The sequence below is a fragment of the Paraburkholderia sp. J41 genome (assembly GCF_905220235.1).
Classification (GTDB): domain Bacteria; phylum Pseudomonadota; class Gammaproteobacteria; order Burkholderiales; family Burkholderiaceae; genus Paraburkholderia.
This window is the reverse complement of sequence record NZ_CAJMZE010000012.1, coordinates 1-26,117: the sequence shown is the minus strand read 5'-3', so window position 1 is coordinate 26,117 and position 26,117 is coordinate 1. Positions and strand designations below refer to the sequence as shown.

21 protein-coding genes are annotated in these 26,117 nt (G+C 64.0%); 13 read left to right on the top strand and 8 right to left on the bottom strand.

What is annotated here, in order from left to right; translation table 11 throughout:
- Positions 1–25 precede the first annotated feature (25 nt).
- The 6 genes from U5805_RS14540 (at position 26) to U5805_RS14515 (ending at position 8,267) form a co-directional block, all read left to right on the top strand.
- Positions 26–484 (top strand): hemerythrin domain-containing protein, encoded by a 459-nt coding sequence (locus U5805_RS14540; RefSeq protein WP_322104178.1) that lies wholly within the window; start codon positions 26–28, stop codon positions 482–484.
- A gap of 71 nt (positions 485–555) precedes the next feature.
- Positions 556–1,752, top strand: coding sequence for a 5-demethoxyubiquinol-8 5-hydroxylase UbiM (gene ubiM / locus U5805_RS14535; protein ID WP_322104177.1), 1,197 nt, complete (start codon positions 556–558; stop codon positions 1,750–1,752).
- A gap of 451 nt (positions 1,753–2,203) precedes the next feature.
- Complete coding sequence (locus U5805_RS14530; protein ID WP_322104176.1) at positions 2,204–2,671, top strand: (2Fe-2S)-binding protein; 468 nt, start codon at positions 2,204–2,206, stop codon at positions 2,669–2,671.
- 1 nt (position 2,672) lies between these two features.
- Positions 2,673–4,943, top strand: coding sequence for a xanthine dehydrogenase family protein molybdopterin-binding subunit (locus U5805_RS14525; protein ID WP_322104175.1), 2,271 nt, complete (start codon positions 2,673–2,675; stop codon positions 4,941–4,943).
- A gap of 13 nt (positions 4,944–4,956) precedes the next feature.
- Positions 4,957–6,291 carry a cytochrome c gene (locus U5805_RS14520; RefSeq protein WP_322104174.1) on the top strand — a complete coding sequence of 445 codons (1,335 nt, stop codon included), beginning with the start codon at positions 4,957–4,959 and terminating at the stop codon, positions 6,289–6,291.
- 890 nt (positions 6,292–7,181) lie between these two features.
- On the top strand, positions 7,182–8,267 hold the full coding sequence (locus U5805_RS14515) for a porin (RefSeq protein ID WP_322104173.1): 1,086 nt from the start codon (positions 7,182–7,184) through the stop codon (positions 8,265–8,267).
- Positions 8,268–8,377: 110 nt separating this feature from the next.
- Here U5805_RS14515 and U5805_RS14510 read toward each other — a convergent pair whose 3' ends face one another.
- The gene (locus U5805_RS14510) at positions 8,378–9,643 is read right to left on the bottom strand and encodes a LysR substrate-binding domain-containing protein (RefSeq protein WP_322104172.1); all 1,266 of its coding nucleotides are present in this window, start codon (positions 9,641–9,643) and stop codon (positions 8,378–8,380) included.
- A gap of 143 nt (positions 9,644–9,786) precedes the next feature.
- Here U5805_RS14510 and U5805_RS14505 point away from each other — a divergent pair, with 143 nt between their 5' ends.
- The 4 genes from U5805_RS14505 (at position 9,787) to U5805_RS14490 (ending at position 14,223) form a co-directional block, all read left to right on the top strand.
- Positions 9,787–10,638 (top strand): amidohydrolase family protein, encoded by an 852-nt coding sequence (locus U5805_RS14505; protein ID WP_322104171.1) that lies wholly within the window; start codon positions 9,787–9,789, stop codon positions 10,636–10,638.
- A gap of 35 nt (positions 10,639–10,673) precedes the next feature.
- On the top strand, positions 10,674–11,585 hold the full coding sequence (locus tag U5805_RS14500; RefSeq protein ID WP_322104170.1) for a hypothetical protein: 912 nt from the start codon (positions 10,674–10,676) through the stop codon (positions 11,583–11,585).
- Positions 11,586–11,668: 83 nt separating this feature from the next.
- Positions 11,669–13,024 carry a C4-dicarboxylate transporter DctA gene (gene dctA, locus U5805_RS14495; protein ID WP_322104169.1) on the top strand — a complete coding sequence of 452 codons (1,356 nt, stop codon included), beginning with the start codon at positions 11,669–11,671 and terminating at the stop codon, positions 13,022–13,024.
- Between the two features lie 158 nt (positions 13,025–13,182).
- Positions 13,183–14,223, top strand: coding sequence for a porin (locus U5805_RS14490; protein ID WP_322104168.1), 1,041 nt, complete (start codon positions 13,183–13,185; stop codon positions 14,221–14,223).
- 203 nt (positions 14,224–14,426) lie between these two features.
- On the opposite strand, the gene U5805_RS14485 is transcribed toward U5805_RS14490, so the two are convergent.
- The 3 genes from U5805_RS14485 to U5805_RS14475 all read right to left on the bottom strand — a co-directional run bounded on the left by U5805_RS14485 (position 14,427) and on the right by U5805_RS14475 (position 17,909).
- Complete coding sequence (locus U5805_RS14485; RefSeq protein WP_322104167.1) at positions 14,427–14,672, bottom strand: hypothetical protein; 246 nt, start codon at positions 14,670–14,672, stop codon at positions 14,427–14,429.
- 131 nt (positions 14,673–14,803) lie between these two features.
- On the bottom strand, positions 14,804–16,159 hold the full coding sequence (locus tag U5805_RS14480; protein WP_322104166.1) for an MFS transporter: 1,356 nt from the start codon (positions 16,157–16,159) through the stop codon (positions 14,804–14,806).
- Between the two features lie 112 nt (positions 16,160–16,271).
- Entirely contained in the window at positions 16,272–17,909 is a 1,638-nt protein-coding gene (locus tag U5805_RS14475) for a gamma-glutamyltransferase family protein (RefSeq protein ID WP_322104165.1), read from the bottom strand.
- Positions 17,910–18,007: 98 nt separating this feature from the next.
- Here U5805_RS14475 and U5805_RS14470 point away from each other — a divergent pair, with 98 nt between their 5' ends.
- From U5805_RS14470 to U5805_RS14460, 3 genes are all read left to right on the top strand, one after another.
- Entirely contained in the window at positions 18,008–18,871 is an 864-nt protein-coding gene (locus U5805_RS14470; protein WP_322104164.1) for a LysR family transcriptional regulator, read from the top strand.
- A gap of 121 nt (positions 18,872–18,992) precedes the next feature.
- A complete protein-coding gene (locus U5805_RS14465) occupies positions 18,993–20,528 on the top strand; it encodes a phospholipase D family protein (RefSeq protein ID WP_322104163.1) in 1,536 nt (511 codons plus the stop codon).
- 163 nt (positions 20,529–20,691) lie between these two features.
- Complete coding sequence (locus tag U5805_RS14460; protein ID WP_322104162.1) at positions 20,692–22,116, top strand: cytosine permease; 1,425 nt, start codon at positions 20,692–20,694, stop codon at positions 22,114–22,116.
- Between the two features lie 89 nt (positions 22,117–22,205).
- Here the strand turns inward: U5805_RS14460 and hutG are convergent, their stop codons facing one another.
- The 4 genes from hutG to U5805_RS14440 all read right to left on the bottom strand — a co-directional run.
- Positions 22,206–23,009 (bottom strand): N-formylglutamate deformylase, encoded by an 804-nt coding sequence (gene hutG, locus U5805_RS14455; RefSeq protein ID WP_322104161.1) that lies wholly within the window; start codon positions 23,007–23,009, stop codon positions 22,206–22,208.
- Positions 23,010–23,048: 39 nt separating this feature from the next.
- Complete coding sequence (locus U5805_RS14450; RefSeq protein WP_322104160.1) at positions 23,049–24,458, bottom strand: formimidoylglutamate deiminase; 1,410 nt, start codon at positions 24,456–24,458, stop codon at positions 23,049–23,051.
- Positions 24,459–24,461: 3 nt separating this feature from the next.
- Positions 24,462–25,691, bottom strand: a complete 1,230-nt coding sequence (hutI, locus tag U5805_RS14445; RefSeq protein ID WP_322104159.1) for an imidazolonepropionase — start codon at positions 25,689–25,691, stop codon at positions 24,462–24,464.
- On the bottom strand, positions 25,688–26,117 hold a 430-nt coding region (locus U5805_RS14440; protein WP_322104158.1), incomplete at its 5' end, for a HutD family protein. The genes hutI and U5805_RS14440, both read right to left, overlap by 4 nt.

Genomic DNA, 26,117 nt, shown 5'->3' with positions numbered 1-26,117 from the left:
CAATCCGTTCGCTTCGCCCGCCTTCATGTCCTCGCTCACCGCGCCCCTGGTCTCGCTTCCGGCCTCGCTTCCGTCCTCGCTTCCAACCTCGCTTCTACCCGCCGAACTCCAGCTTGGCGAACCCGTCACCGACGCCACGCACACCGAATTCCTTTACCTGCTCGACCGCGCGCGCGACGCCACGGACGACGCGCTCGTGGGCGCACTCGACGCGTGGATCGCCCATACGCGCGAACATTTCGCGCAGGAGGAACGGTGGATGGACGCCACGGAATTCGGGCCGCGCCACTGCCATGCGGGACAGCATCGCCATGTGCTGCAAGTCGCGGCTCTCGTGCGCGCCGAAATCGCGGACCACGGTCGCTTCGATCTGGGCCGCCGGTTGATCGGCGAAGTGCGCGACTGGTTCGCGCATCACGTCCTGACGATGGATTCGATGATGATCAGCCACATGCGGGAAGCGGGCGTCGCGCCCGTTGCCTGACTAACCTTGCCTCTCCCCTGGCGGATTGCGTTCATTGCACTCATTCCGCTCATTCATCTCCCCAACCTGTCATGAACAACGACGTCATCATCGTGGGCGGCGGCCCCGTCGGCCTGTGTCTCGCGCGTGCGCTCAGCGGCCACGGCTTGCGTATCGCCGTCGTGGAGCAACAGTCGCCCGACGCGCTCGCGGCGCCCGCCTTCGACGGCCGCGAAATCGCGCTCACGCAAAAGTCGGTGCGCCTGATGCGCCGGTTCGGCGTGTGGGAACGCATCGCCGCCGATGCCCGCTCGCCGCTGCGCGAGGCGAAAATCTTCAACGGCATGTCCGCGCATGCGCTCGAAATCGGCGTCGATGCGGGCAAGCACGCGGAGCTCGGCTGGCTCGTCGCCAATCACTTGATTCGCAAGGCGGCGTTCGAATCGCTGCAAGCGAGCATCGGCACGCACGGCGACGTTCGCTTGATCGCGGGCGAAACGGTAAGCGCCGTCACGGCCGACGATCAATCGGCGCGCGTCACGCTGGAAAGCGGCACGGTGCTCACGGGCGCGCTGATCGTGGCCGCCGACAGCCGGTTTTCGGCGACGCGGCGCATGATGGGCATTGCCGCCGACCTGCATGACTTCGGCAAGACCATGCTCGTATGCCGCATGACGCACGCGCGGCCCCACGGCGAAGCGGCGTGGGAATGGTTCGGCTACGGTCAGACGCTCGCGCTCTTGCCGATGAACCCGCACGCGCAAAGCGGCGCGCATCAGTCGTCGGTGGTGCTCACGCTGCCCGCGCACGAGATCGGCGCGCTCGCGGCGCTGGACGCGCAGGCGTTCGAGCGCGATCTCGAACGGCGCTTCGCGGGGCGGCTCGGCGCGATGCGGCTGGCGAGCACGCGGCATCTTTATCCGCTCGTGTCCGTCTACGCCGATCGTTTCGTGTCAACGCGCTTCGCGACGGTGGGCGATGCGGCGGTCGGCATGCATCCGGTGACGGCGCACGGGTTCAATTTCGGGCTGGCGAGCGTGGAAACGCTGTGCGAAGGCGTGACGGCCGCGCTGCGAAGCGGCGGCGATATCGGCGCGCAAACGGTCTTGCGCCGCTACGAGGCGCGGCACCGGCGCGCGACGCGGCCGCTTTTTCTCGCGACGCGGCTGATCACCGACATCTACACGAACGGGACGCTGCCCGCGCGGCTCGCGCGCGATGTCATGCTGCGTGCCGCTTCGCGGCTCGCGCCGTTCAGAAAAGCCGTCGCCGCTTCGCTGATGGGCTGATGGGTTGACGAACGGCGCGATCGCGGCGCCCGCGCGGCGCCGGGCCGGTTGCGTCGATTCACGCAGACGGGCGGCACGACTTGCCGCTCGCTGTTTTCGTCGACATAAACTTCGCATTCCAAACTAATCCGGACGAAGTTGCGCGCGCAACGGTGCGAACGGCTGGAGTCGGTTTTCCAGGGGCGTTTGTCGGCCACTTGCCCCGCCGATTCGCATCGCATATCCAATACGCACATTCCCGTTTCCTCCCGATGGAGCGGCGGCGGCTCGCCTCAAGCAGCCGCAGCCACGCTGGCCGCTCCTGGATCGCGGGCGTCACCCCGCTTCCCGGACGATGCGGTGCGGCCGGCGAGGCGGGGCCTGCAAGGCTCCAAGCGCGGTATTTTTCCCTCGCCTAGAATGCGTACCGAAGAAGCCTCACCCACGATACGCCAACAACGGAGCCGCCCCCATGATCACGCTTCTCATCAATGGCCAGCCGCACGAGGTCGACGCGCCGCCGGACATGCCCCTGCTCTGGGCCATCCGCGATCTCGTCGGGCTCACGGGTACGAAATTCGGCTGCGGCATCGCGCAGTGCGGCGCCTGCACCGTACACCTCGACGGCGCGGCGGTGCGCTCCTGCGTGCTGCCGGTCGCGGCCGTCGCCGGAAGAAAGATCACGACGATCGAAGGCGTCGGCGCCACGCCGGCCGGGCAGCAGGTGCAGCAGGCATGGCGCGCGCTCGACGTCGTGCAGTGCGGCTACTGCCAGTCGGGCCAGGTGATGTCGGCGGCCGCGCTGATCGCAAGCAATCCGCGCCCTTCCGACGCCGATATCGACGCCGCCATGGCCGGCAACATCTGCCGCTGCGGCACCTACAATCGCATTCGCGCGGCCGTCAAGCTCGCGGCGAAGCCGGTTTCCGGGGGAGCGTGACATGCGCCACGGACAACCCGATTCGACTCGCCCGGCAGAAGGCGAACCGCAACACGGCGCGAGCTTGTCGCGCCGTGCGTTCCTCAAATACGCGGCCGTGGTGGGCGCCGCGTCCGGCGGCGGCCTGCTGTTCGGCTTCAGCGTGCCCGCGCTCGGTCAAGGCGGCCAGACCGGCGCCGCGCGTCAGTCCGTGGTTGGCGGCGACGGTGTGGAACCCGCGCAGCCCGGCGTGTTCGCGCCCAACGCTTTCATCCAGATCGATCGCGAAAGCAAGGTCACGCTCGTCATTCCGAAGGTGGAAATGGGCCAGGGCGTCTATACGTCCATTCCGATGCTGATCGCCGAGGAACTCGAAGTGCCGCTCGAAAGCATCACGGTCGATCACGCCCCGCCCGACGCCAAACTCTTCACCGACCCGCTGCTGGGCGGCCAGCTCACGGGCGGCTCCACGTCGATCCGCTATGCCTGGAACCCCATGCGCCAGGCCGGCGCGAGCGCGCGCACGCTGCTGGTCGCGGCCGCCGCGCAGCAATGGCAGGTCGATCCGGCTACGTGCCAGGCGCAGGCGGGCCGCGTCTTGCATGCGCCGACCCAACGCAGCCTCGGTTATGGCGAACTCGTCGATGCGGCCGCGAAACTGCCGCCACCGCAAAACGTGAAGCTCAAGGACCCGAAAGACTTCAAGCTGATCGGCACGCGCGCGAAGCGCCTCGATTCGCCGGAAAAGGTCGATGGCGCGGCGATGTTCGGTTTCGACGTGCGCCTGCCCGGCATGGTGTACGCGGCGATCGCGACGTGCCCCGTGTTCGGCGGCACGCTGGCGAGCGTCGACGACACCCACGCGAAGACCCTTCCCGGCGTGCTGCAAACCGTGAAATTCGACAACGGCGTGGCCGTGATCGGCGCGCATACGTGGGCGGCCAAACGCGGCGTCCAGGCGCTCGCGATCCAGTGGAACGAAGGCGCGGGCGCCAACGTCTCGATGCAGACGATCGTCGCGGACCTCGCGAACGCGGCGAAGCGCCCCGGCGCGGTCGCGCGCAAGGAAGGCAACGTCGAACAGGCGTTTTCCAATGCGAAAACGCGCGTCGACGCCGTGTATCAGCAGCCGTTTCTCGCCCACGCGACCATGGAGCCGGTCAACTGCACGGTACACGTGACGGCGGATGCGTGCGAAATCTGGGTCGGCTCGCAGGTGCCCACGCGCGTGGTGGACACGGCCGCGAAGCTCACGGGCCTGCCCGCCGAAAAGATCGTGGTACACAACTACCTGCTCGGCGGCGGCTTCGGGCGGCGGCTCGAAACCGACATGGTCGCGCAGGCGGTGAAGGTGGCGAAGCAGCTTGGCGCGCCGGTCAAGGTCGTGTGGACGCGCGAGGAAGACATTCAGCACGACATGTACCGCCCTTACTATTACGACACGATCTCGGCGGGTCTCGACGCGAACGGCAAGCCCGTCGCGTGGCAGCACCGCATCGTCGGGTCGTCGATCATGGCGCGTTTCGCACCGCCCGCGTTCAAGAACGGGCTCGACCCGGACGCCGTGGAAGTCGCCTCCGACCTGCCCTACGACTTGCCGAACCAGTTCGTCGACTACGTGCGCCAGGAGCCGCATGCGGTGCCCACGGCGTTCTGGCGCGGCGTCGGGCCGACGCGCAGCACCTTCGTGGTCGAGAGTTTCATCGACGAACTCGCGGCGCAGGCGAAAGTGGACCCGGTGAAGTATCGCCAGGATCTGCTCGGCAAGTCGCCGCGCGCGCTCAACGTGCTCAACGTCGCCACGCGCGCCGCGAACTGGATTCCCGGCGCGCAACTGGCGCCCGATAAAAACGGCGGCAAGGGGCGCGGCGTTTCCGTCATGCACGCGTTCGGCAGTTTCTTCGCGATCGTCGTGGACGTGGCGGTCGAGAACGGCGAGGTGCGCGTGAATCACATCACGTGCGCCGTCGATTGCGGCATGACCGTGAACCCCGACACGATCGAGGCGCAGGTTCAGGGCGGCATCATCTTCGGCCTCACGGCGGCGCTCTACAGCCAGATCACGATCAGCAACGGCCGCGTCGAGCAAAGCAATTTCACCGACTACCGGATGCTGCGCATCAACGAAACGCCCGACATCGACGTGCATATCGTGCAGAGCGGCGAAGCGCCGGGCGGAATCGGCGAGCCGGGCACGGCCGCGTTGCAGCCGGCGCTCGCGAACGCGATCTTCGCGGCCACGGGCAAGCGGCTGCGGCACTTGCCCGTGGGCGATCAACTGAAAAGCGCGTGAACGGAGACGAGCGATGATCAACACACTGAAGGGTTTCGGTGCGTCGCTGCGCGTCGCGCTTTTTGCGTTCGCCCTGGCAACGGCGTGCGCGCCGGCAATCTCCCGCGCGGCCGCGAACGAAGCAAACGGCGCGGGCGGCGACGCCGACGCGGCGCTCGTCGCGCGCGGTGCGTATCTGGCCCGGGCGGGCGACTGCATCGCGTGCCATTCGGCGCCGCGCGGCAAGCCGTTCGCGGGCGGGCTGCCCATGAACACGCCGCTCGGCCGCATCTATACGACCAACATCACGCCCGATCCGCAAACCGGCATCGGGCGCTACACGCAGGAGGACTTCAACCGCGCGATGCGCGAGGGCGTGGCGAAGGACGGTCACAACCTGTATCCGGCGATGCCCTACCCGTCGTATGCGAAGATCAACGACGCCGACATGCAGGCGCTTTACGCGTATTTCATGCACGGCGTGGCGCCCGTCATTCAGCCGAACCGCGCATCCGACATCAAATGGCCGATGAACATGCGCTGGCCGCTCAAGCTGTGGAATCTCGTGTTCCTCAAGAAAGGCGTGTACGAGGACAAGGCGGGCAAGGATGTCGCGTGGAATCGCGGCGCGTATCTGATTCAGGGCCTCGGCCATTGCGGGTCGTGCCATACGCCGCGCGGCTTCGCGTTCCAGGAGCAGGCGCTCGACGAAAGCGGCAGCGAGTTCTTGACGGGCGGCCTGCTCGACAACTGGTTCGCCTCGAACCTCACGAGCGATCGCAACGTCGGGCTCGGGCGCTGGAGCGAAGCCGATCTCGCCACGTTCCTCAAGACCGGCGCGAACCAGCATGCCTCGGCCTACGGCGCGATGACCGACGTCATCAACAACAGCACGCAGTCGCTGAGCGACGCGGACATCGGCGCGATGGTGGCGTATCTCAAGTCGTTGCCTCCGGCGGGCGGCAACGGCGCGCCGCCTTACGAGTACGACGCGCGGCAAACGAAGGTGTCGCTCGCGCATCCGGCCAACGACGCGGGCGCGCGCGTGTACAACACCTACTGCCTGCAATGCCACGGCGCGGACGGGCGCGGCTTCGCGCCGCTGCTCGCGCCGCTCGCGGGGAATCCGACCGTGCTCGGCGGCGACCCGTCGTCGCTCATCAACGTGACGCTGAACGGCACCAGGGATCTCGTGATCGGCGGCGTGCCCGCGCCGTACCCGATGCCGAAATACGCGGGCGTGCTCACCGACCAGCAGATCGCCGACGTGTTGACCTTCGTGCGCGCCGGCTGGAACAACGGTGCGCCGGCGGTGACGCCCGAAGCCGTGGGCAAGCTGCGCAAGGCGACGACGGCCGACGCGCACTGAGGTGGCATTGGGGTGGCACTGACGTGGCATTGACGCCGCGTTGATGCAACACGCGAGCAACGCGCAGGCAGCACAGCGTCGTCTCCCGGCGCACGGCAACGCGCCGGGAGACGACTGCGAGCAACGCCGCGCCGCCCGGAACGGCGTGCGCAGGCTCGCGCTTGCGCCGAAGCGGTTCGATTTGCCCGCGAAGGTCAGCCGCCCGTTCGGATCGTCGATCGACTTCGAGATACACGTTCGGTGCGCTTGCTCAGTGCATAGCCGGCGATACCGGGAAGCCTTCGGCCACGGCTTCTACGCTCATCGTGCGTCCGGTTTCGCGTGCGACCTGTCGGCGGCCGCTACCGTTGCCACGTAAATCACAAGGCGAACGGCCGGCTCGCCCGACGCGCAGGCGGCGCCGTTGCAGCAGTCGGCATTGGCATTCCGCGTGCAGAAAATGGCGCGGTAATCTTCGCGCCCGAATTTACTTGTGCAATGCGCATCGGCTTTAAAGCGGGTTGTGCGACGCATCAGTCGCCCGACCCAATCAGGTTTCTCGCACTCAATCACGAGTGCAAGACAATTCGCGTTTTCCCGCAGGTATTAAGCCAATCAAAGTAAGTTTCGACTTTGGCATTGAGACTCGCGCACTTAAAGGCATTTAAAGCGGACTTAACTCAACGTGCCGCGCACGACCGACTCCGGCCCTCACGCCGATGCGTCGCGCCAAGTCGCTGTCAACGGGCGTTGTAACGGCGACACAGCTTTTTTGAATTTGTTAATAAATTTGATCAGCCAGCTTATGATCCCCCCACTTAAGCGCGCCAGTACCCACTGACGCATTAGATCAATACCCACCAAAGCCGCGCCCTACAGGGTGTTGGCTTACAAATAGAATCGGGGATTCCATGAAGAAGACCGCCGCAGCATTTGCCGTCAGCCTGCTTGCTCTTTCTGCCCAGTCCGCTTTTGCACAAAGCTCGGTCACGCTGTATGGCCTCGTCGATACGGCTATCCGCTATCAGACCAATGCGAATTCGGCCAATGACGGCCTCGTGTCGATGCGCGAAGGCGCGGTGACGCCGAGCCGCTGGGGCGTGAAGGGCACGGAAGATCTGGGCAACGGCACGTCGGCGATCTTCAAGTTGGAAAACCAGTTCAATCTGTGGAACGGCCAACTCTCGAACACTTCGAACACGCTGTTCCAGCGTAATGCGTATGTCGGTTTGTCGAACACGCAATACGGCACGCTGACGCTCGGTCGTCAACAAACGCCGTTCTTCGACGAAATGGGCAATACGTTCGACCCGCTGACCGTTGCCGACTACTGGCAGGATAGCTGGGCGTACAACCCGGTCGGCCCGTTCCTGTTCACGAACAGCTCGGTCAAGTACACGAACACGCTGGGCGGCCTGCACGTGGAAGGCATGTACGGCTTTGGCGGCGTGGCGGGCAGCACGGGCCAGAACAGCATGTTCGGCTTCACGGCTTCGTATGCGCTCGGACCGCTCCAGGCACTCGTGGGCTTCCAGCAAAACGACGTCGCCGGCAAGAAGTTCAACATCGCCAACGTGGGCGCCGTGTACGCATTCACGCCCGGCCTGCGCCTGCTGGCAGGCTGGCTGCACTCGCAGGACAACACCGGCACGGTCGACAACGCCAGCCAGCAGTCGGGCGCGCCCACGCTGCTGCGCGTGAGCCCGAACCGCATCGACGACAACTTCTACCTGGGCACCACCTGGCAAGCCACCGTGCCGCTCGCGATCACGCTGGCCGGCTACTACGGCCACGCCCGCAACGCGGCGATGGAAGACGGCTCGCTTGGCGTCGGCACGAACTACTCGGCCACGCTGCTCGCCGAATACTCGCTCTCGAAGCGCACCGAGGTTTATGGCACGGTCGACTTCACGCGCGGCACGGGCGCGTACCTCGTGGACTACCCGGGCCGCAACAACCAGACCGGCGTCGCCGTCGGCCTTCGCAACATCTTCTGATGTCGCGGCCCGGCCTCGCGCCGGGTTTGTCGATACTTATCGACACGAAGCCGCATACGTCTCGCGACGTGTGCGGTTTTTTTATTTGCGCCGCGCGCGCGGCTCGCGCATCAACGCTTCGCCCCCCGCGCCAGCGGCGCGCATTCCGCGCGCAAGCACTCGACGAAAGCTTCCTGCACCGCCGTGCCGAGCCAGTCGGTGCGCACGGTGTAACCCACGGTGCGCGCCGCCTCCGGCGTTTGCACTTCGAGTTCCAGCGCCGCCATTTCCATGCCGGGATATCCCTCGCGAATCAGCGAGCGTGCGAGCAGCGTAATGCAGTCGCTTTCCACGAGCATTGCCATCATCATCGGCATCGAACTTGTTTCGGCGACATGACGCGGCTTGACGGCAAGGCGCGCGAGAATCGAATCGATCACGACGCGGCGCGGCACATTGCGTTGCGGCACGACCCAGTCGTACGGCGCGAGATCGCGCGTTGCCAATGACTTCTTGCCGGCCAGCGCGTGACCCTTGCGCACGGCCACCACATAGGGATCGGTAAATAGTTCGTTTTCCTGAACACTTCCCGAAAGACGCGGATCGCGCAGCGCGCCGATCACGACGTCGAGGGTACCCATGCGCAACTCGCGCAGCAAACGCGCGTGCGAGCCTTCGTCGATCGTCACCCGCGCGGCCGGATAGCGCTCCCGCAGCCGCTCGATAGTGCGCGCGACAAGACGCGGCGGCATCATCGGCAGCACGCCGATCGAAACGCGCCCCGTCAACAAGCCGCGCGCGTAAGCGAGATCCTCGCGGGCCTGCGCGATTTCATAGAGCGCAAGACTCAAATGGCGCGCGAACTCGATACCGGCCGGATTCGCCGCGACGTTATGCACGCGGCGCCGATACAGCGACACGCCCACGGTCTGCTCGAGTTGCCGTGCCGCGCGATGCACGGCCGGCTGCGAAATGCCGAGTTGCTGCGCGGCTTCCACCGCCGAACCGGCGTTCGCGATGGCGATATGGCAGCGCACCTGGGCGTCGGTGAGATGGCGGCAAATATTACTGGCCGACGCGGACGGCGTGGCGTGACCGATCAGCCACGCCACGCCGCGCTCCATTTGATCGAGCATGCGCCGCACGCGCCGATGCAGGATCGCGCCTTCGGGCGTGAGTTCGCTGCCGCCGAAGCCGCGCTTGAACAAGGTTCCGCCGAAACCCGCCTCCAGCTTGCCGATTGCGAGACTCACGGCCGGTTGTGTGCGGCCCGCGCGTGCCGCGGCCTGACCGATTCCGCCCGCCTCGCACACGGCATCGAAGAGAAAAAGACGCCTTAATCGCGTCAGTTCGTCGCCTGCAATTTCGTCTTGCCGCGCGGCCTCCGTTGCTTTCATTCAGTTTTCCATCTCATCCGCATAAACCACTAGCTTAACAAGAATTTATGCCATGCGCCCCACTACCTATTAAGGTTGCCGCTGGCTTCTCGCTTACAGTGACGCACATCGCATCGCAATGTTTTCAGCAAGGAGTCTCTTCCATGTCGGTCGTCATTGATACGCACACTCATGTCATTTCGCCGGATAAGGCGCGTTATCCGCTCGCGCCGGTGGGTGGCCATCAATCGGAATGGTCGGCTAAGCGCCCGGTCAGCATCGACGGCCTGCTTTCGTCGCTGGACGCCGCCGGGATCGACCGCGCCGTGGTCGTGCAGGCATCGACGGTTTATGGCAACGACAATAGTTATGTGGTCGAAGCGGTGCGCAATCATCCGAACCGCTTTGCCGGCGTGTTTTCGATCGACGTGCTGGCAAGCGACGCCGTGACGCAAATGCAGCGCTGGCTGGACGCGGGCCTGAGCGGCCTGCGCCTGTTCACGACGGGCAGCACGATGCCGGGTCAGGCAAGCTGGCTCGACGACGAGCGTTCGTTTCCGGTATGGGAATATGCACAGCGCCATGACGTGTCGATCTGCCTGCAAATGACGGCGCAAGGCATTCCCGCTCTGCTTAACATGTTGGACCGTTTTCCCGAAGTGCGCGTGCTGCTCGATCATCTCGCCCGCCCCGAACTCGCCGGCGGCCCTCCGTACGAAGCCGCCGCGCCGCTGTTCAGCCTCGCCTCGCATCGCGGTGTCTATCTCAAGCTCACGAACCGCACTATCGCCGAAGCCTCGCGCGGCGCGTCCACGCCCGAAGCGTTCTTCCCGCGCGTGCTCGAAGCATTCGGCGCCGGCCGCATTGCATGGGGCTCGAATTTCCCCGCTGCCGAAGGCTCGCTGCCCGAGCTGCTGACGCAAGCGCGCGAAAGCCTCGCGATGCTGCCCGTGCCAGCCCAGGAAGCCATTTTCGGCGGCACCGCGCGCACGATCTATCCCGTGCTCGCCGCTTGAGCGCGCAGTCCCGGTAACGATAAGGACATCTAATCGTGAGCACGAATTCGAACGCGCCGAAAGTCAAGATCGCACTGAAGCGCTATCCGCATACGCAGCCGTTGATCGACGGCGAATTCACCGATCCGGCCGTGGATCTGGTTTTCGACGAAGTCGAGCCGATTCACCGCGCCTTCGCGCCGATGGCGCGCGAGCAGGCGTTCGACGTGAGCGAACTGGCGATCGTCACGTATTTGCAGGCCAAGGCGTACGGCAAGCCGCTCGTGCTGCTGCCCGCCGTGGTTGCCGCCCGCTTTCAGCAAGGCTGCATTATTTATAATGCGCGTCGGGGCAAGCTCGACGTCGGCAATCTGGCGGGAAAGAAAATCGGCGTGCGGGCGTATTCGCAAACCACGGGCATGTGGGTGCGGGCGATTCTTGCGCAAACTTATGGCGTGCCGCTCGAACAGATTGATTGGGTGACGTTCGAAGGCGCGCATCTCGAAGAGTACGCCGCGCCCGCCTTCGTTCGCCGTGCTGCTCCGGGGCAGCAAATGTTGCCGATGCTGCGTGCGGGCGAACTCGATGCCGCGATTCTCGGCAACGATCTGCCCGACGAAGCGGGCCTCGAGCCTCTGATCGAAAACGCGGCCGCCGCCGACCGCGAATGGTATGCGCAACACCATTACGTGCCGATCAATCACGTCGTGGTGGCGACCGAAGCGCTGCTGCGCTCGCAACCCGGCGCCGTGCGCGCCGTCTACGATCTGCTCAAGCGTGGCAAGGCCTCGGTCGCCGCGCAAAACGCGGGCAAGCCGGACAAACTGCTGTTCGGTTACGAAGCCTTGCGCGGACCACTGGAGGAAACCATCGCCTTGTGCGAAGCACAGCAACTGCTGCCGCGCAAGCTGACCGTCGACGAGATTTTCGCCGACACACTCGACATTCTGGGCGACGCCGCGCGCTGAGTTTCGCGCCCGGGCAACGCGCCGTCATTGCCACACTGATTTCGAGCGAGCCCGAGCCCGCCGCCGTTTGAGAAGGAGACGTCATGAGTTTGCCAGGCCAGCCCGCCACGAAGCCCAAGGTTCGCCAGCCGTTTTATCGCGACCTGTCATTCCAGGTGTTGGCGGGCATGGCGCTCGGCATCGCGACGGGTTACGTCTTTCCGAGGTTCGGCATCTCGCTGCAACCGCTCGGCGACGCGTTCATTCGCGTCATTCAGATGCTGATCGGCCCGATCATCTTCTGCACGGTTTGCAGTGGCATTGCAGGCGTGAACGACTTCAAGAAAGTGGGCCGCGTTGCGATCAAGGCACTCTTCTACTTCGAAGTCGTCACCTCGCTCGCCCTCGTGCTCGGGCTCGTCGTCATCAACGTGCTCAAGCCGGGCGTGGGCATGAACGTGGACATGAGCAGCGTACATTCTTCCGCCGTGGACGCGTATGTCGCGAAAGCACATCACGTAGTCACGACAAGCGAATTTCTGCTCAACGTGATTCCGCATACGGCGATCAGCGCGTTCGCGGGCGGCGACGTGTTGCAGGTGCTGTTCTTCTCCGTGCTGTTCGCCTTCGGTCTCGCGGCAATCGGCGAACGCGCGCGCCCCGCACTCAACTTGATCGACGCCGTATCGGGCTCGCTATTCTGGATCATCGGCCTGACGATGAAAGTCGCGCCGCTCGCGGCATTCGGCGCCATCGCGTTCACTGTCAGCAAGTTCGGTTTCGGCACGCTGATTTCGCTCGGCAAGCTCGTGCTCGAATTCTATTTGACGTGCGCGCTGTTTCTTCTGCTGATTCTCTGGCCGATCGCGAAGCTCAACGGCTTCAGCCTGCTGCGTCTCATGCGCTACATCGGCGCGGAATTGCTGCTCGTGATCGGCACGAGTTCGTCGGAAACGGTGTTCCCGCAACTGATCGACAAACTCGAACGTCTGGGCTGCGAGAAGTCGGTGGTCGGTCTCGTGCTGCCCACGGCCTACACCTTCAACCACGACGGCACCTGCCTCTATTTTGCCGCCGCTGCCGTGTTCCTCGCGCAAGCAACGAATACGCCGATGAGCTGGCACGCGCAACTCGTGCTGCTTGCCGTACTGCTGCTGACCTCGAAGGGCGCGGCGGGCGTTTCCGGCGCCGCCATCGCGGTGCTCGCCGCCACGCTGGCTGCATCGAACACGATTCCCGTCGAATCCATCGCGCTGATTCTCGGCATTCACAAGGCACTCTCGAGCGGCTTCGTATTCACGAATATCGTGGGCAACAGCGTGGCGACCATCGTCGTGGCGAACTGGGAAAAGGCGCTCGACCGCAAGGCGCTGCATCACGAACTGAAAACGGGCTTCAAACCGCTGGAAGCGCCGGTCGGCCACCTCGAGCAGTCGGGCAGCGGACCCGCGGGCCATTAAGTCCGCAACCGAATTCGCCATCGAACATGTCTCGGGCGAAGCACGTTCACTTCGCCCGGTGACTGACGGATTCAGTTAGTTATACGAATCAAATGGACGCGCACGGCTCGTTGCGTCGCGTCCGCCTCTGAACGATAAAACAACATAGGAGACTCGCAGTGAAGATCAAGGTCTGGAATACGATTGGACTGGGGCTGTCCGCCTCGGTGGGCTTGCTGGGCGCGGTGCCGGCGCATGCGCAAACGAGCGTGCAACTGTACGGCACGGTAGACGGCGGGATTCGCTACCAAAGCAATGCGGCTGCGGGCGGCGGCTCCGTCGTGACGATGAATTCGAACGGCTACTACAGTTCGAACAAGCTCGATTTCGGCGCGCGGGAAGATCTCGGTAACGGCTGGTACTCGCACTTCCTGCTGGAAAGCGGCTTCAATCTCGGCAATGGCCAGTTCGACAACACCACGGGCACCGAATTCAACCGGCAGGCATTCGTCGGTATCGGCAACAAGCGTTATGGTTCGCTCGACATGGGCCGCCAGTACACGATCGCGCACGACATCATCAGCATTTACGATCCGTTCCATTTCCACTTCACGCCGATCATTCCGCTGACGCAGGCCTCGGACGGCACGCGCAACAACAACGACGTGAAGTACAAGAACACGTTCGGCAATCTGCTGTTCGAAGTCGACAACTCGTTCGGCGGCGTGCCGGGCGACATCGCCAGCGGCGCGACGCGCGCGGTGGGCGCGAGCTACTCGCTCGGACCGGCAAGGCTGGGCGGCGTATATGGCCACCGCAACATTCTTTCAGGCAAGAACTATGTGGGCGACAGCTACTACATGGTGGGCGGCAGCTATCGGCTCGGGCCGGTGAATCTCTCGGGCGGTTTCATGTCCGAAGATCTGCAAAGCCCCGGCACGCCGCACTCGGTCACGAACAACGGCTTCGGCGGCCTTTCCTGGAACATCTCGCCCTACCTCGTGTTTCGCGGCGCGTACTATCAAACCACCGTTTCGACCGACAAGGCCGCGCGGCGCGGTCTCTCCGTGATCTCGCTCGCGTATCTGCTTTCGAAGCGCACCACGCTGTATAGCGAAGCCGATTACACCTCGTATCGTCACGCCGTGGTCAGCACGCTCAATCCGGCCGGTGCGTCGAGCCAGACCGCGGTGACGATCGGTATCGATCACCTGTTCTAGGCATCGAGCGAATGACTTGTCGATACCCTTCTTCAAGTCAATTCGGATTCCTTAATTTCAAAAGCCGTCGCGTGGAACGGCGCAACGTGGCGCTGCCGCGATCAAGAGGAACCGAAGCGAACCGAGGAAAACCAGGGGGAAACTAACGGAGACGAGGCGCGCGGCAATCGCAAGCGATTGCACGCGCGATAACTACGTGAAACTCAGGCGACCGCGGGTTGCTTCGCGTGCCAGTCGTCGATGGACTGCTTCGCCGTTTGCTCGATCGCGCTCAGCGCCATCAGCACATCAATCTTCAGCTTGGGAATGGCCAGCTCGACGTTGGACAGCTTCGCCGCCTGAGTTCGTGCTTCGATTCCTTCCAGTTCCGCGCGACACAACCATTGCGTGTCCGTTGCGTCCGCCTTCGCGTCGACAGTGACTCGAAAGCCGCGATATTCGACTGCCATACATTCTCCTGAAACCTGACAAAACGTAATTCCCGATGCGCCAGGCAAAGTGCCGCCAGGCGCAGTTGACGCCGAATATATCATCAACGGGAAAGCGTTTCAGTGAATGCTACACAAGCCGGCGCCGAATTTTATTGCACCCTCTTTACTCCTTGTTTCAAGGGCTCGAATGCGATTTTCGAATGCCGGTGGCTGCGCAGCATTCGCCAGCCCACAATCGCGAGCGAAACGCCCGAAATCGTGGCCGCAAGCGAAACGTAATAAGCCGGCGCGAGCGTGTCGCCGGTCGTGTGAATGAGCAATTCGGCGATAGTCGGCGCAAAGCCGCCAAACAGCGTCACGCCCAGGCTATAAGCGATCGACAACCCCGCCGAGCGTACGCGCACCGGAAAAATTTCCGACATCAACGCGGGCATCGGCCCCGAATACGCCGCCTTGAAAATGCCGGCCGCGCCTTGCAGCACGAGCAGCCAGCCGAGCGTGGGATGGCGCTGCAATAGCGCGAACATCGGATACGTCAGCGAAGCCATCAAGATGGACGTGGTCAGCATGATGCGCAAACGCCCGATGCGGTCCGAAAGCGCACCCATCACGGGCGAAAGCAAAAATTGCAAACCACCGTTGAGCACGACCACGCCAAACGAGGTGGCCGCCGCCATGTGCAGTTGCTTGACCGCGTACATCGACATGTAAAGCTGAAGGATGTACACGCCCACCGTCGATTGCGCGACGATGCCGACGGCAAGCAGAAGACTGACCCACTGGCGCGCGAGGCGCGGACTGTCCTCCGGCGCAGCCGACTCGGCATGGGCTTGTTGATTGGCGAGAAATTCTGGCGTTTCGTCAAGATGCGAGCGAATGTACCAACCCACCGGACCCAACACGAGGCCGAAAAAGAACGGCACGCGCCAGCCCCACGATTGCAGTTGCTCCGGCGGCAACCAGCCCGCGAGCAGCGAGCCGAACGCCGCCGCCAGAATGGCCGCCGCGCCTTGGCTGGCGAATTGCCAGCTCGCGTAATAGCCGCGTTTCGCGGGGCTGTGCTCGACCATGAACGCCGTCGCGCTGCCGAACTCACCGCCCACGGCAAAGCCCTGCACGAGCCGGGCAAGCAGAATCAGAAGCGGCGCCGCAATGCCGATCGACGCATAAGGCGGCATCACGGCCATTGCGAGCGTGCCCGCCATCATCAACGCAATGGCGAGCGTGAGCGCCGCCTTGCGTCCCTTGCGGTCGCCGTACATGCCCAGCACGATCGCGCCCAACGGGCGCATGAGAAACGAAATGCCGAACGTGCCCACCGCGAGCAAGGTGGAAAGCCATTCGTCATGCACCGGAAAGAATTGTTTCGCGATGGCGGGCGCGAAATAGCCGTACACGAGAAAGTCGAACCATTCGGGCGCATTGCCGATCGACGATGAAAACACAATGCGCCGCACCATGCCGCGACTGAGCGGCGCAATGGCGCTCGACGGTCCGCTTTCCATGACTGCCTCCCTGATTTATTTCGGCATCCTGATCGAATGCCTCATGGTACTTCGCGCTTTTTGCGCAAAGCACCGTGTTTTGCGGCGGCGTGAAGGCTGCCGCAAAGCCGGGTTAAAAGCCCGCCGCCAGTCCGTCGCGGCGCGTGTCGCTCGCGGCTACGTAACCGCGATCGGGATCGTTGCGATCGAGTTTCCAGATGAACTGGCCTGAGCCGAAGTCCATATACGGATCGTCGATGCCCTTGATTTCGTGACCCAGCGCCTGCAACGCGCTCGCGCATTGCGGGTCGAACGTGGACTCGATATCGAGCGTGAAATCGCGATTCACCTTCCAGCGCGGCGCATCGCACGCGGCCTGCGGCTGCTGGCCGTAATCGAGCATGCGCACGACCGACTGCAAATGCCCTTGCGGCTGCATGTCGCCGCCCATCACGCCAAAACTCATCACCGCTTCCTGCTTGCCGTCGACCTGCTGCGTGAGGAACGCGGGAATGATCGTATGGAACGGCCGCTTGCCGCCCTCCACCACGTTCGGCGACTTCGGGTCCATCGAAAAACCGCAGCCGCGATTTTGCAGCGCGATGCCCGTTTCCGGCACCACGACGCCCGAGCCGAAACCCATGTAATTCGACTGAATGAAGCTCACCATCATGCCGCTTTCGTCGACGGCGGAAAGATAGATCGTGCCGCCCGTGCGCGGCATGCCGAAGTCGAAATGCGTGGCGCGCTTCGGGTCGATGAGCTTCGCGCGCGACTTCAAATACGCGTCGTCGAGCATTTGCTCGGGCGTGACTTCCATCGAGCGCGGATCGGCCACGTAGCGATACACGTCGGCGAATGCGAGCTTCATTGCTTCGATTTGCAGATGCTGCGATTCGATCGAATCGCGCTTGAGAGAGGCGAGATCGAATTGCTCGAGAATGCCGAGCGCGATCAGCGCGGCTATGCCTTGCCCGTTGGGCGGAATTTCGTGCACCGTATAGCCGCGATAATCCTTGCCGATCGGCTCGACCCACTCGGGGCGATAGTTGCGCAGATCGGCGGCGGTCATGGCGGCGCCGCATTCGCGCGAGAACGCGGCAATGCGCTCGGCGATTTCGCCTTCGTAATACGCGCGCGGACCGTGTTCGGCGAGCGCGCGCAGCGTCTTCGCATGACCCGGAAAGCGCACCAGTTCGCTGATTTCAGGCGCGCGGCCGTGCGGCATGAAGGTATCGGCGAAACCGGGTTGATCCTTCAACTCGGGAATGGCCGCGCTCCATTTGCGCTGCACGATGGTGGCGATCGCGTGGCCGCGCTCCGCGATTTCAATGGCAGGTTCGAGCAGGTCCGCGAACGGCAGCTTGCCGAACTTCGCGTGCAACGCCTCCCAGCCCGCCACCGCGCCCGGCACCGTGACCGTGTCCCAACCGCGTTTTGGCTGATTCGCGAGGCCGTGCTCCTCGCCGTATTTGCGCTTGAAATAGTCGAGATTCCACGCCGCCGGAGAGACGCCCGATGAATTGAGCCCGTGCAGTTTCGCGCCGTCCCACACCAGCGCGAAGCAATCGCTGCCCAGGCCGTTCGACACGGGTTCGACCACGGTGATGGCCGCCGCGGCCGCGAGCGCCGCATCGACGGCATTGCCGCCCTTCCAGAGCATGCGCAGGCCGGCTTGCGCCGCGAGCGGATGCGAAGTCGAAACGATATTGCGGGCGAACACCGGCAGGCGCGGTGTGGGATACGGGTTTTGCCAGTTGAATGCCGTCATGTGATTGCCGTATGAATGAAGCCGATCCAGCGATTATGTTGAAGACTCAAGCAAAAAAATATTAATATTTTATTGTCGATACTTAAAATTTCCTTGTCATGCTGACGTTACGCATGTTGCGCACCTTGCAGGCCGTGGCGCGCACCGGCTCGTTCGCCACGGCCGCCGAAAAGACGGCGCTCACGCAGGCCGCCGTGAGCTTGCAGATGCGCGGCCTGGAAGACGCGCTCGGCCGCCAGATCTTCGACCGCCGCGCGCGCCAGGTCGCGCTCACGCGCGAAGGCCGCGAAATCTGCGCACAGGTCGACCGCATTCTCGCGCTCGTCGACGAATTGCCCGCGCGCGCCGGCGATTCGATGCGCGGCTCGATCATCATCGGCGCGGTGGTGTCGGTGATCGGCGCGCTCTCGCTGGCTGTCGCGCACCTGAAAACGGGGCATCCCGAACTCGAGGTGCGTTTGACTTCGGCGCGCTCGAACGAACTCGCGCGCATGGTCGAGGACGGCGACGTGGATCTCGCCATGGTGGTCGGCAACGCCAACGGCGCGATGCACGACACGCTGGCGTGGACGCCGCTCTACGAAGAACCGCTCATGCTCGTCACCAGCCGCGCCACCCACGGCGACGACGCGCGCCGCATCCTGCGCGAACGCGGCTTTCTGCGCTTCGACCGGCGCGTGCCCACCGGCGTCGTGATCGAAAACGCCTTGAGCGAGCTGCGCATCGCCCCGCTCGAATATCTCGAACTCAATTCGATCGAAACCATCGTCTCGCTCGTGCGCAACGACGTGGGCGTGAGCGTCCTGCCCGTACTGCGCGGCGGCAACTGGCAAAACGATCCGAATCTGCGTCTCGTGCCGCTGCCGGGCCGCGCGTTCATGCGCAGCGTGGGCATGATTCATCGCAAGTCGCATAAACGCACGCTGCTCACCGAAACGATTGCAGACATGTTGCGCGGTTGACGACGGCCGATGTGGCGATCGTCCCGGTATTCAAGGGCGATTTCGTGCGCAGCCACGCGAGGCGCAAAACGTCGATCGCGTAAGCTCGGCACATCTCGTTGCGAACGGATCGAACGCGCCCATGATCAGATCGCTGGCCTTGCTGCTTGTGACGTCGATGCTGGCCGGTTGCCAGTTGCCGCCGCCCGGCGAACGCGCGCCCTCAGCCGCGCTTTCGGCCTCCGACGCGCAGGCCACACCGCTTGGCGCGGCCGTGGCGCACGACATTGCGGCGCATCCGGGCTTCACCGGCATCGACCCGCTCGCCGATCCGCTCGAATCGTTCGCTTCGCGCGTGAGCCTTGTGCGCAGCGCGCAACGCACGCTCGACGTCCAATATTACATCTGGCGCAACGACCTCACGGGAACGCTGCTGCTGGAAGCGCTCCGCGAAGCAGCCGATCGTGGCGTGCGCGTGCGGCTGCTGCTCGACGACAACGGCATTCCCGCTTCGCTCGACAGCACGCTCGCGGCGCTCGACGCGCATCGCAACATCGAAGTGCGGCTTTTCAATCCGTTCGTCGTGCGGCGGCCTAAATTCATCGGATACCTAACTGATTTTTCGCGCCTCAATCATCGCATGCACAACAAGTCGCTCACGGCCGACAGCGTGGCGACGATACTGGGCGGCCGCAATATCGGCGATGAATACTTCGCCGCCACGGACGGCGTCGTGTTCGCCGATCTCGACGTGCTCGCGATCGGCCCTGCCGCCACCGACGTCGCGCACGATTTCGACCGATACTGGGCGAGCGCCTCGTCCTGGCCGATCGCGCGAATCGTGGCGCCCGCCGCGCCCTCGCAACTGGCCACGCTCGATCGCGCGGCGCAGGCCATTGCGCGCAATCCGGCGGCCATGGCCTATGTCGCCTCGCTGCACAAGACCACCGACGTGAACCGCCTGCTCGACGGCACGCTGCCGCTCGAATGGGCCAAAACACGTCTCGTAAGCGACGATCCCGCCAAAGCGCTCGGCCGGGCGCCGCCGCAAGCGCTGATCTTGCCGCAACTGCGCGACCTGCTCGGCGAACCCGCGCGCGAACTCGATCTCGTTTCACCCTACTTCGTGCCCGCGAAAACCGGCACCGATTACTTCGTGCAACTCGCCGCGAAAGGCGTGACGGTGCGCGTGCTCACCAATTCGCTCGAAGCCACCGACGTGAGCGCCGTGCATTCGGGTTACGCACGCCGGCGCAAGGATCTGCTCGGCGGCGGCGTGGCGTTGTTCGAATTGCGCCGCGCCGCGGGCGCGATAAAAGACTCGGGCGCGAGTCCGTTCGGCAGTTCGGGTTCGAGCCTGCACGCGAAAACATTCGCAGTGGACTCGCAACGCGTTTTTGTCGGCTCGCTCAATTTCGATCCGCGTTCGGCGAATCTGAACACCGAACTCGGGCTCGTCATCGAGAGTCCCGAACTTGCGCATCGCATCGAGTCGGCGTTCTGGACCCAGGTGCCGAAACTCGCGTGGCAAGCGCATCTCGACACGCACGGCGCGCTGTACTGGACACGCGTTTCGAACGGCCGAACGCTGCGCTACGACACCGAACCCAACACCACGTGGAGCCAGCGGCTCAGCGTCTGGTTCTTTTCGCTCTTGCCCATCGAATGGCTTTTGTAACGTTGTAGCGGGCACCGCTCAAGTGCATTCGCGCACCGCGATTTATCAGAGGGTTATCACCTATTTCTCATCAGTTGTCTATACAACATGATGCAACGAATCATGCTCGCCCGCGCGGGCGTCTTGCCCCATTTCCCCTTCTGCTCCGGAGCTTCCCGTGGCCATGCCTGAATCCGCCGTCATTGATACCGACGGCCGAAAACTCCTCGAAACACGCTCGATCGACTATATCCCCGACGCGGAGCGCCACGGCAGTCTGTTCAGTCAGTTCACGCTCTGGCTTTCCGCGAATCTACAGGTCACGGCCATCATCACGGGCGCGCTCGCCGTGGTGCTGGGCGGCGACGTGTTCTGGTCGCTCGTTGCGCTGCTGCTCGGGCAACTCGTGGGCGGCGCGGTCATGGCGCTGCACGGCGCGCAAGGCCCGCAACTCGGCTTGCCGCAGATGATTTCGAGCCGGGTGCAGTTCGGCGTGTACGGCGCGGCCATTCCCATCGTGCTCGTCTGCATCATGTACGTGGGGTTTTCCGCGAGCGGCACGGTGCTCGCCGGTCAGGCCACGGCGCAATTGCTCGATGTTTCGGACACCTTGGGAATTTGTCTTTTTGCCGCGCTGATCGTCGTGCTCACGCTGCTCGGCTACCGGTCGATTCACTTCGTGGGCCGCGTGGCCAGCGTGATCGGCGTACTCGCGTTCGTGTTCATGTTCGCGCAGTTGTTCACGCATCACGATATCGGCGCGCTGCTCGGCAACCGTCACTTCGCGATCTCGAGCTTCTTGCTTTCGATGTCGCTTTCGGCTTCATGGCAAATTGCATTCGGCCCTTATGTCGCCGATTATTCGCGCTACTTGCCGCGCTCCACTTCGCCCACCCGCACGTTTTTCGCGGTCGGTTTGGGCTCGGTGATCGGCGCGCAGGCGGCCATGGTGTTCGGCGTATTCGCGGCCGCACTCGCGGGCAAGGCATTCGCGCATCATGAAGTGGCCTATATCGTGGGCCTTGGCGCGAGCGGCGCGGTTGCGGCAATGCTCTACTTCAGCATTGCATTCGGCAAGCTCACGGTCACGACGCTCAACGCTTACGGCAGCTTCATGTCGATGGCGACGATCGTCAGCGCGTTTCGCGAGAAGCGCGCGATATCGGCGCGTCACCGCTTCGTCTACATCATCGTGATGGTCGGCATTTCAACGCTTGTCGCACTGGCCGGGCGCCATTCGTTTCTCAAGGATTTCACGGCGTTTATTCTTTTCCTGCTTGCGTTCTTCACGCCGTGGAGCGCGATCAATCTCGTCGATTACTACTGCTTCACCAAATCGCGCTACGACGTGCCCGCGCTTTCGAATCCCGAAGGCCGCTATGGCCGCTGGAACGGTAAGGCCATCGCCATCTACGCGCTCGGCATTCTCGTGCAGATGCCGTTCATTTCCACGAGCTTCTATACCGGGCCTTTTGTCGATGCGCTGGACGGCACCGATATCTCGTGGATTCTCGGCCTGGTCGTGCCTGGCGTCGTCTATTACGTCGCGAGGCGCCGTGCGCCGCAACCGGTTCCCGAACGGTTGATCCTGCCAGTCGAGCGAGACTGATCCGGCCGGCTCAAGCAAAAACGGCGTGCGACCTTCCGATCGCACGCCGTTTTATCGTAAGCGCAACGCGCTTTAGCTTGCGGCTTCGTTCAATGCCCGTTCAATGCCTTTACCGCTTCCAGCGCGCCGCCCACCATGTTGCGCAACACCGGTTGCGCTTTATTCGCGAGCGCCGGTACGTAATCGAACGGCAGCGTCTCGCTCATATACGTGGACTGGCACATTTCGAGTTGAATGGCGTGAATGCCGTCTTGCGGCGCGCCGAAATGGCGTGTGATATAGCCGCCTTTAAAGCGGCCATTCGCAATCCACGTAAAGCCGCTTGCGGCCGCCGCTTCTTCCGCGCGCGCCTGCACCTGCGCGTGGGCGGTGCGGCCGTCCTGCGTGCCAAGATTGAGATCGGGCAGCTTGTTATCGAAGAGGCGCGGCAACACGCTCGCGATCGAATGCGCTTCCCATAGCAGCACGTTGGCGTGGCCGCCGCGCAAACGCTTCAATTCAGCGGCCAGCGCGTCGTGATACGGCTGCCAGTAAGTTTGCACGCGACGCTGCTTTTCGGCGGCATCGGGCGTGTAACCGTCGCGATAGACCGGCTCGCCGCGAAACGTTTCAGTCGGGCACAGCGAGGTCGTGGTTTGGCCCGGATAAAGGCTTTCGTCGTTCGGAGGCCGGTTCAGGTCGATCACATAGCGCGACATGCGCGCGCCCAGTATCGTCGCGCCCAACTCTTTCGCGAACGCGTAAAGCCGGTCGAGATGCCAGTCGGTGTCCGCCACCGTGAGCGCGACGTCCGTATAGTGCGCGCGCAATGCCTCGGGAATCTGCGTGCCGAGATGCGGAATCGAAATGATGAGCGGCGCCGCGCCGCGTTCGAGTGAATAGATATCGGTCATGGTTCGATCTTTGGGTTGGCGCGCGGATTCGACACGCGCTCACGCATTGGCGAGCAGCCGCGAAAGCGCCGCGCGGTAATCGGCATAAAGACGCGCTTCGTCGCGATGGCGGCGCGCCTGCACCACGCGTTCGCCGCCCGTGTAGACGTCGAGCACCGGCGTTTCGCCATGCTCGCAGAATACGACCGACGAAAGCCACGTTCGCGCAGGCTGTTCCGCGAGATTCGGATGCTGCGGGTCGAGCACGACGAAATCGGCACGCGCGCCCGTTTCCAACGCGCCGGTCGCGCGGCCCGTCGCTCGCGCGCCGCCCCGCAATGCCGCGCCAAACAAACGATCGGCGACATGCGTTTCATGCGTCGAGGCAAGCACGTTGCGCTCGCGGCGCACGAGCCGCTGGCCGTATTCGAGCAAGCGCAATTCCGCGCGCCAGTCGACGCCGATATGACTGTCCGAACCCACGCCGAACGCGCCGCCCGCATCGAGATAATCGTGCGCCGGGAAAATGCCGTCTCCGAGATTCGCTTCGGTCGTGAGGCATAAGCCCGCAATCGCGCCGCTGCGCGCGAGCGCGGCCGTTTCGTTCGTGTCGATATGGGTGGCATGCACGAGGCACCAACGCGCATTCACATCGAAGCGATCGAGCAGCCATTGCACGGGCCGCGCGCCTTCGGTTTCCAGGCACGCGTCCACTTCGGCGGTTTGCTCCGCAATGTGAATATGCACAGGTGCGCTGGGCGAAATGGCGTTCAGCCCTTCCAGTAGCGCACGAAGCGAATCGCGCGACACCGCGCGCAAAGAATGGGGCGCCACGCCGTAACGCAGTGCGCCATGCTCGGGACGCCAGGCGCGCAACGCATCGACAATACCGAGCAACTGCTCCGGCGTGTTGATGAAGCGGCGCTGATCGTCACGCGGCGCGCGCGCGCCAAAACCGCTGTACTGATAGAGCACGGGAAGCATCGTCATGCCGATGCCCGTTTCGCCCGCGGCAGCCACCACGCGCTGCGCGAGTTCGGCGGGGCTCGCGTAACGCTGCCCGTCTTGCGCGTGATGCACGTAATGGAATTCGCACACCGACGTGTAACCGGCCTTCAGCATTTCGGCGTATAGCCAGCGCGCGATTGCGCCGAGATCGTCGGGCGTGACAAGCGCGGCGAAGCGATACATGAGATCGCGCCAGCTCCAGAAACTGTCCGTGGGATTCGCGCGATATTCGGTGAGCCCGGCCATCGCGCGCTGAAACGCGTGCGAATGCAGGTTGGGCATGCCGGGCATCAACGGACCGGCCGCATGCGTAACGCCGGCCGGCGGCTGCGCGAGACCGGAAGTCACGCGCGCGAGCGAGCCGCCCGTGGTCCATTCGAGCAGTACGTTTTCGCGCCAGCCTTCCGGCAGCCAGGCGTGTCGCGCGAACAGCGCGCGTGAAGTATCAATAGTGGAATTCATGCGTCAAGGTAGCGCCGGGTGGCGACGTTCGAAAACCGTTTTTCCGCCGCGCACCACGCGTGCGCACAGCGGCCGGCCGATCCAGTACGCGAGTTCCGCGAGCGACTGCACCGACCACACGGCGAAATCCGCGGGACGTCCTGCCGCAAGCGTGCCGTGGCGTTCGGTGTCGCCGAACGCCTGGGCCGCGTGGCGCGTCACGCCTTGCAGCACCTCGGGCACGGTCATGCGGAACAACGTGGTCGCCATGTTCATCATGAGCAGGAGCGACGTGGCCGGCGACGTGCCGGGATTGCTGTCGGTGGAAATGGCGATGGGCACTTCGTAGCGGCGCAGCAGATCGAGCGGCGGCAACTGCGTCTCGCGAATGAAGTAATACGCGCCCGGCAGCAGCACGGCCACCGTATTCGCCGCCTTCATCGCGGCCACGCCTGCTTCGTCGAGAAACTCCAGATGATCCGCGGACAAGGCGCCATAACGCGCGGCCAGCGCCGCACCGCCGCTATTCGAAAGTTGTTCCGCATGCATCTTCACGGCGATGCGGCGTTTCGCGGCCGCTTCGAGCACGCGCTCGGTCTGCGCGAGCGAAAAGCCGATGCGCTCGCAAAACACGTCGACGGCATCGACCAGTCCTTCTTCGGCGAGCGCGGGCAACATGCGCTCACACACTTCGCCGATGTAGTCGTCGGCGCGGCCCGCGAATTCGGGCGGCAGCGCGTGCGCGCCGAGAAACGTCGTGCGCACCGTGACGGGATAGCGCTCGCCCAGCCGCCGCGCCACGCGCAGCATCTTGCGCTCGCTCGCGAGATCGAGACCGTAGCCCGACTTGATTTCGATGGCCGTCACGCCTTCGGCGAGCAAAGGTTCGAGACGTGCCGCCGATTGCGCGAACAACGCATCTTCGCTCGCGGCGCGCGTGGCGCGCACCGTCGAAACGATACCGCCGCCCTGCTTCGCGATTTCCTCGTAGCTCGCGCCGGCAAGACGCTGCGCGAATTCGTCGGCACGCTGGCCGCCATAGACGAGGTGCGTGTGGCAATCGACGAGACCCGGCGTTACCCACGCGCCGTGCAGATCCTCTCGCGGCCATTCGGCGAATTCGCGCGGGAGATCCTGCGACGCGCCGAGCCATGCGATCTTGCCGTTCTCCACCGCAATGGTTGCGCTCTCGACGACATCGCCAGGATCGCCGTGCGCGCACAGTTTGAGGTTGTGCCAGAGAGTGCGTGTCATCGCTGCGATTCCGGTGAATTTATGGCAAGCCTGGTGAGCCCGATGGCGAGCAACGCGCCCGCGCCGCGCGTGTCGATTTTCAGCACGCGTTGCGAGGTCTGCGTGTCGATGCGCAATGTGTCGCCCGTGGCGAGTTGCGCGCCGGGTTCACCGTCGACGCTGACGTACTGTTCGCCTTGCGCGCAGTAAAGCAGCACCGTTTGCGCCTGAACCTCATGCGAGCCGTTGTCGCGCCAGACGTCCAGCGTGCCGCGCGCGGCGTCACGCTGCACCATCAGATTGAAGTCGCGCGTGGGTCCGTCGACCAAGCGCGCGCCGATCGCGGCTTCGCCGCGAAACCGTGCGATATCGAGCGGCTGCCTCAGGGCATGCGTTCGCGATTGCGCTTCGCCGCGCATCGCGTCGCTGCTTTCATCGAGCACCATA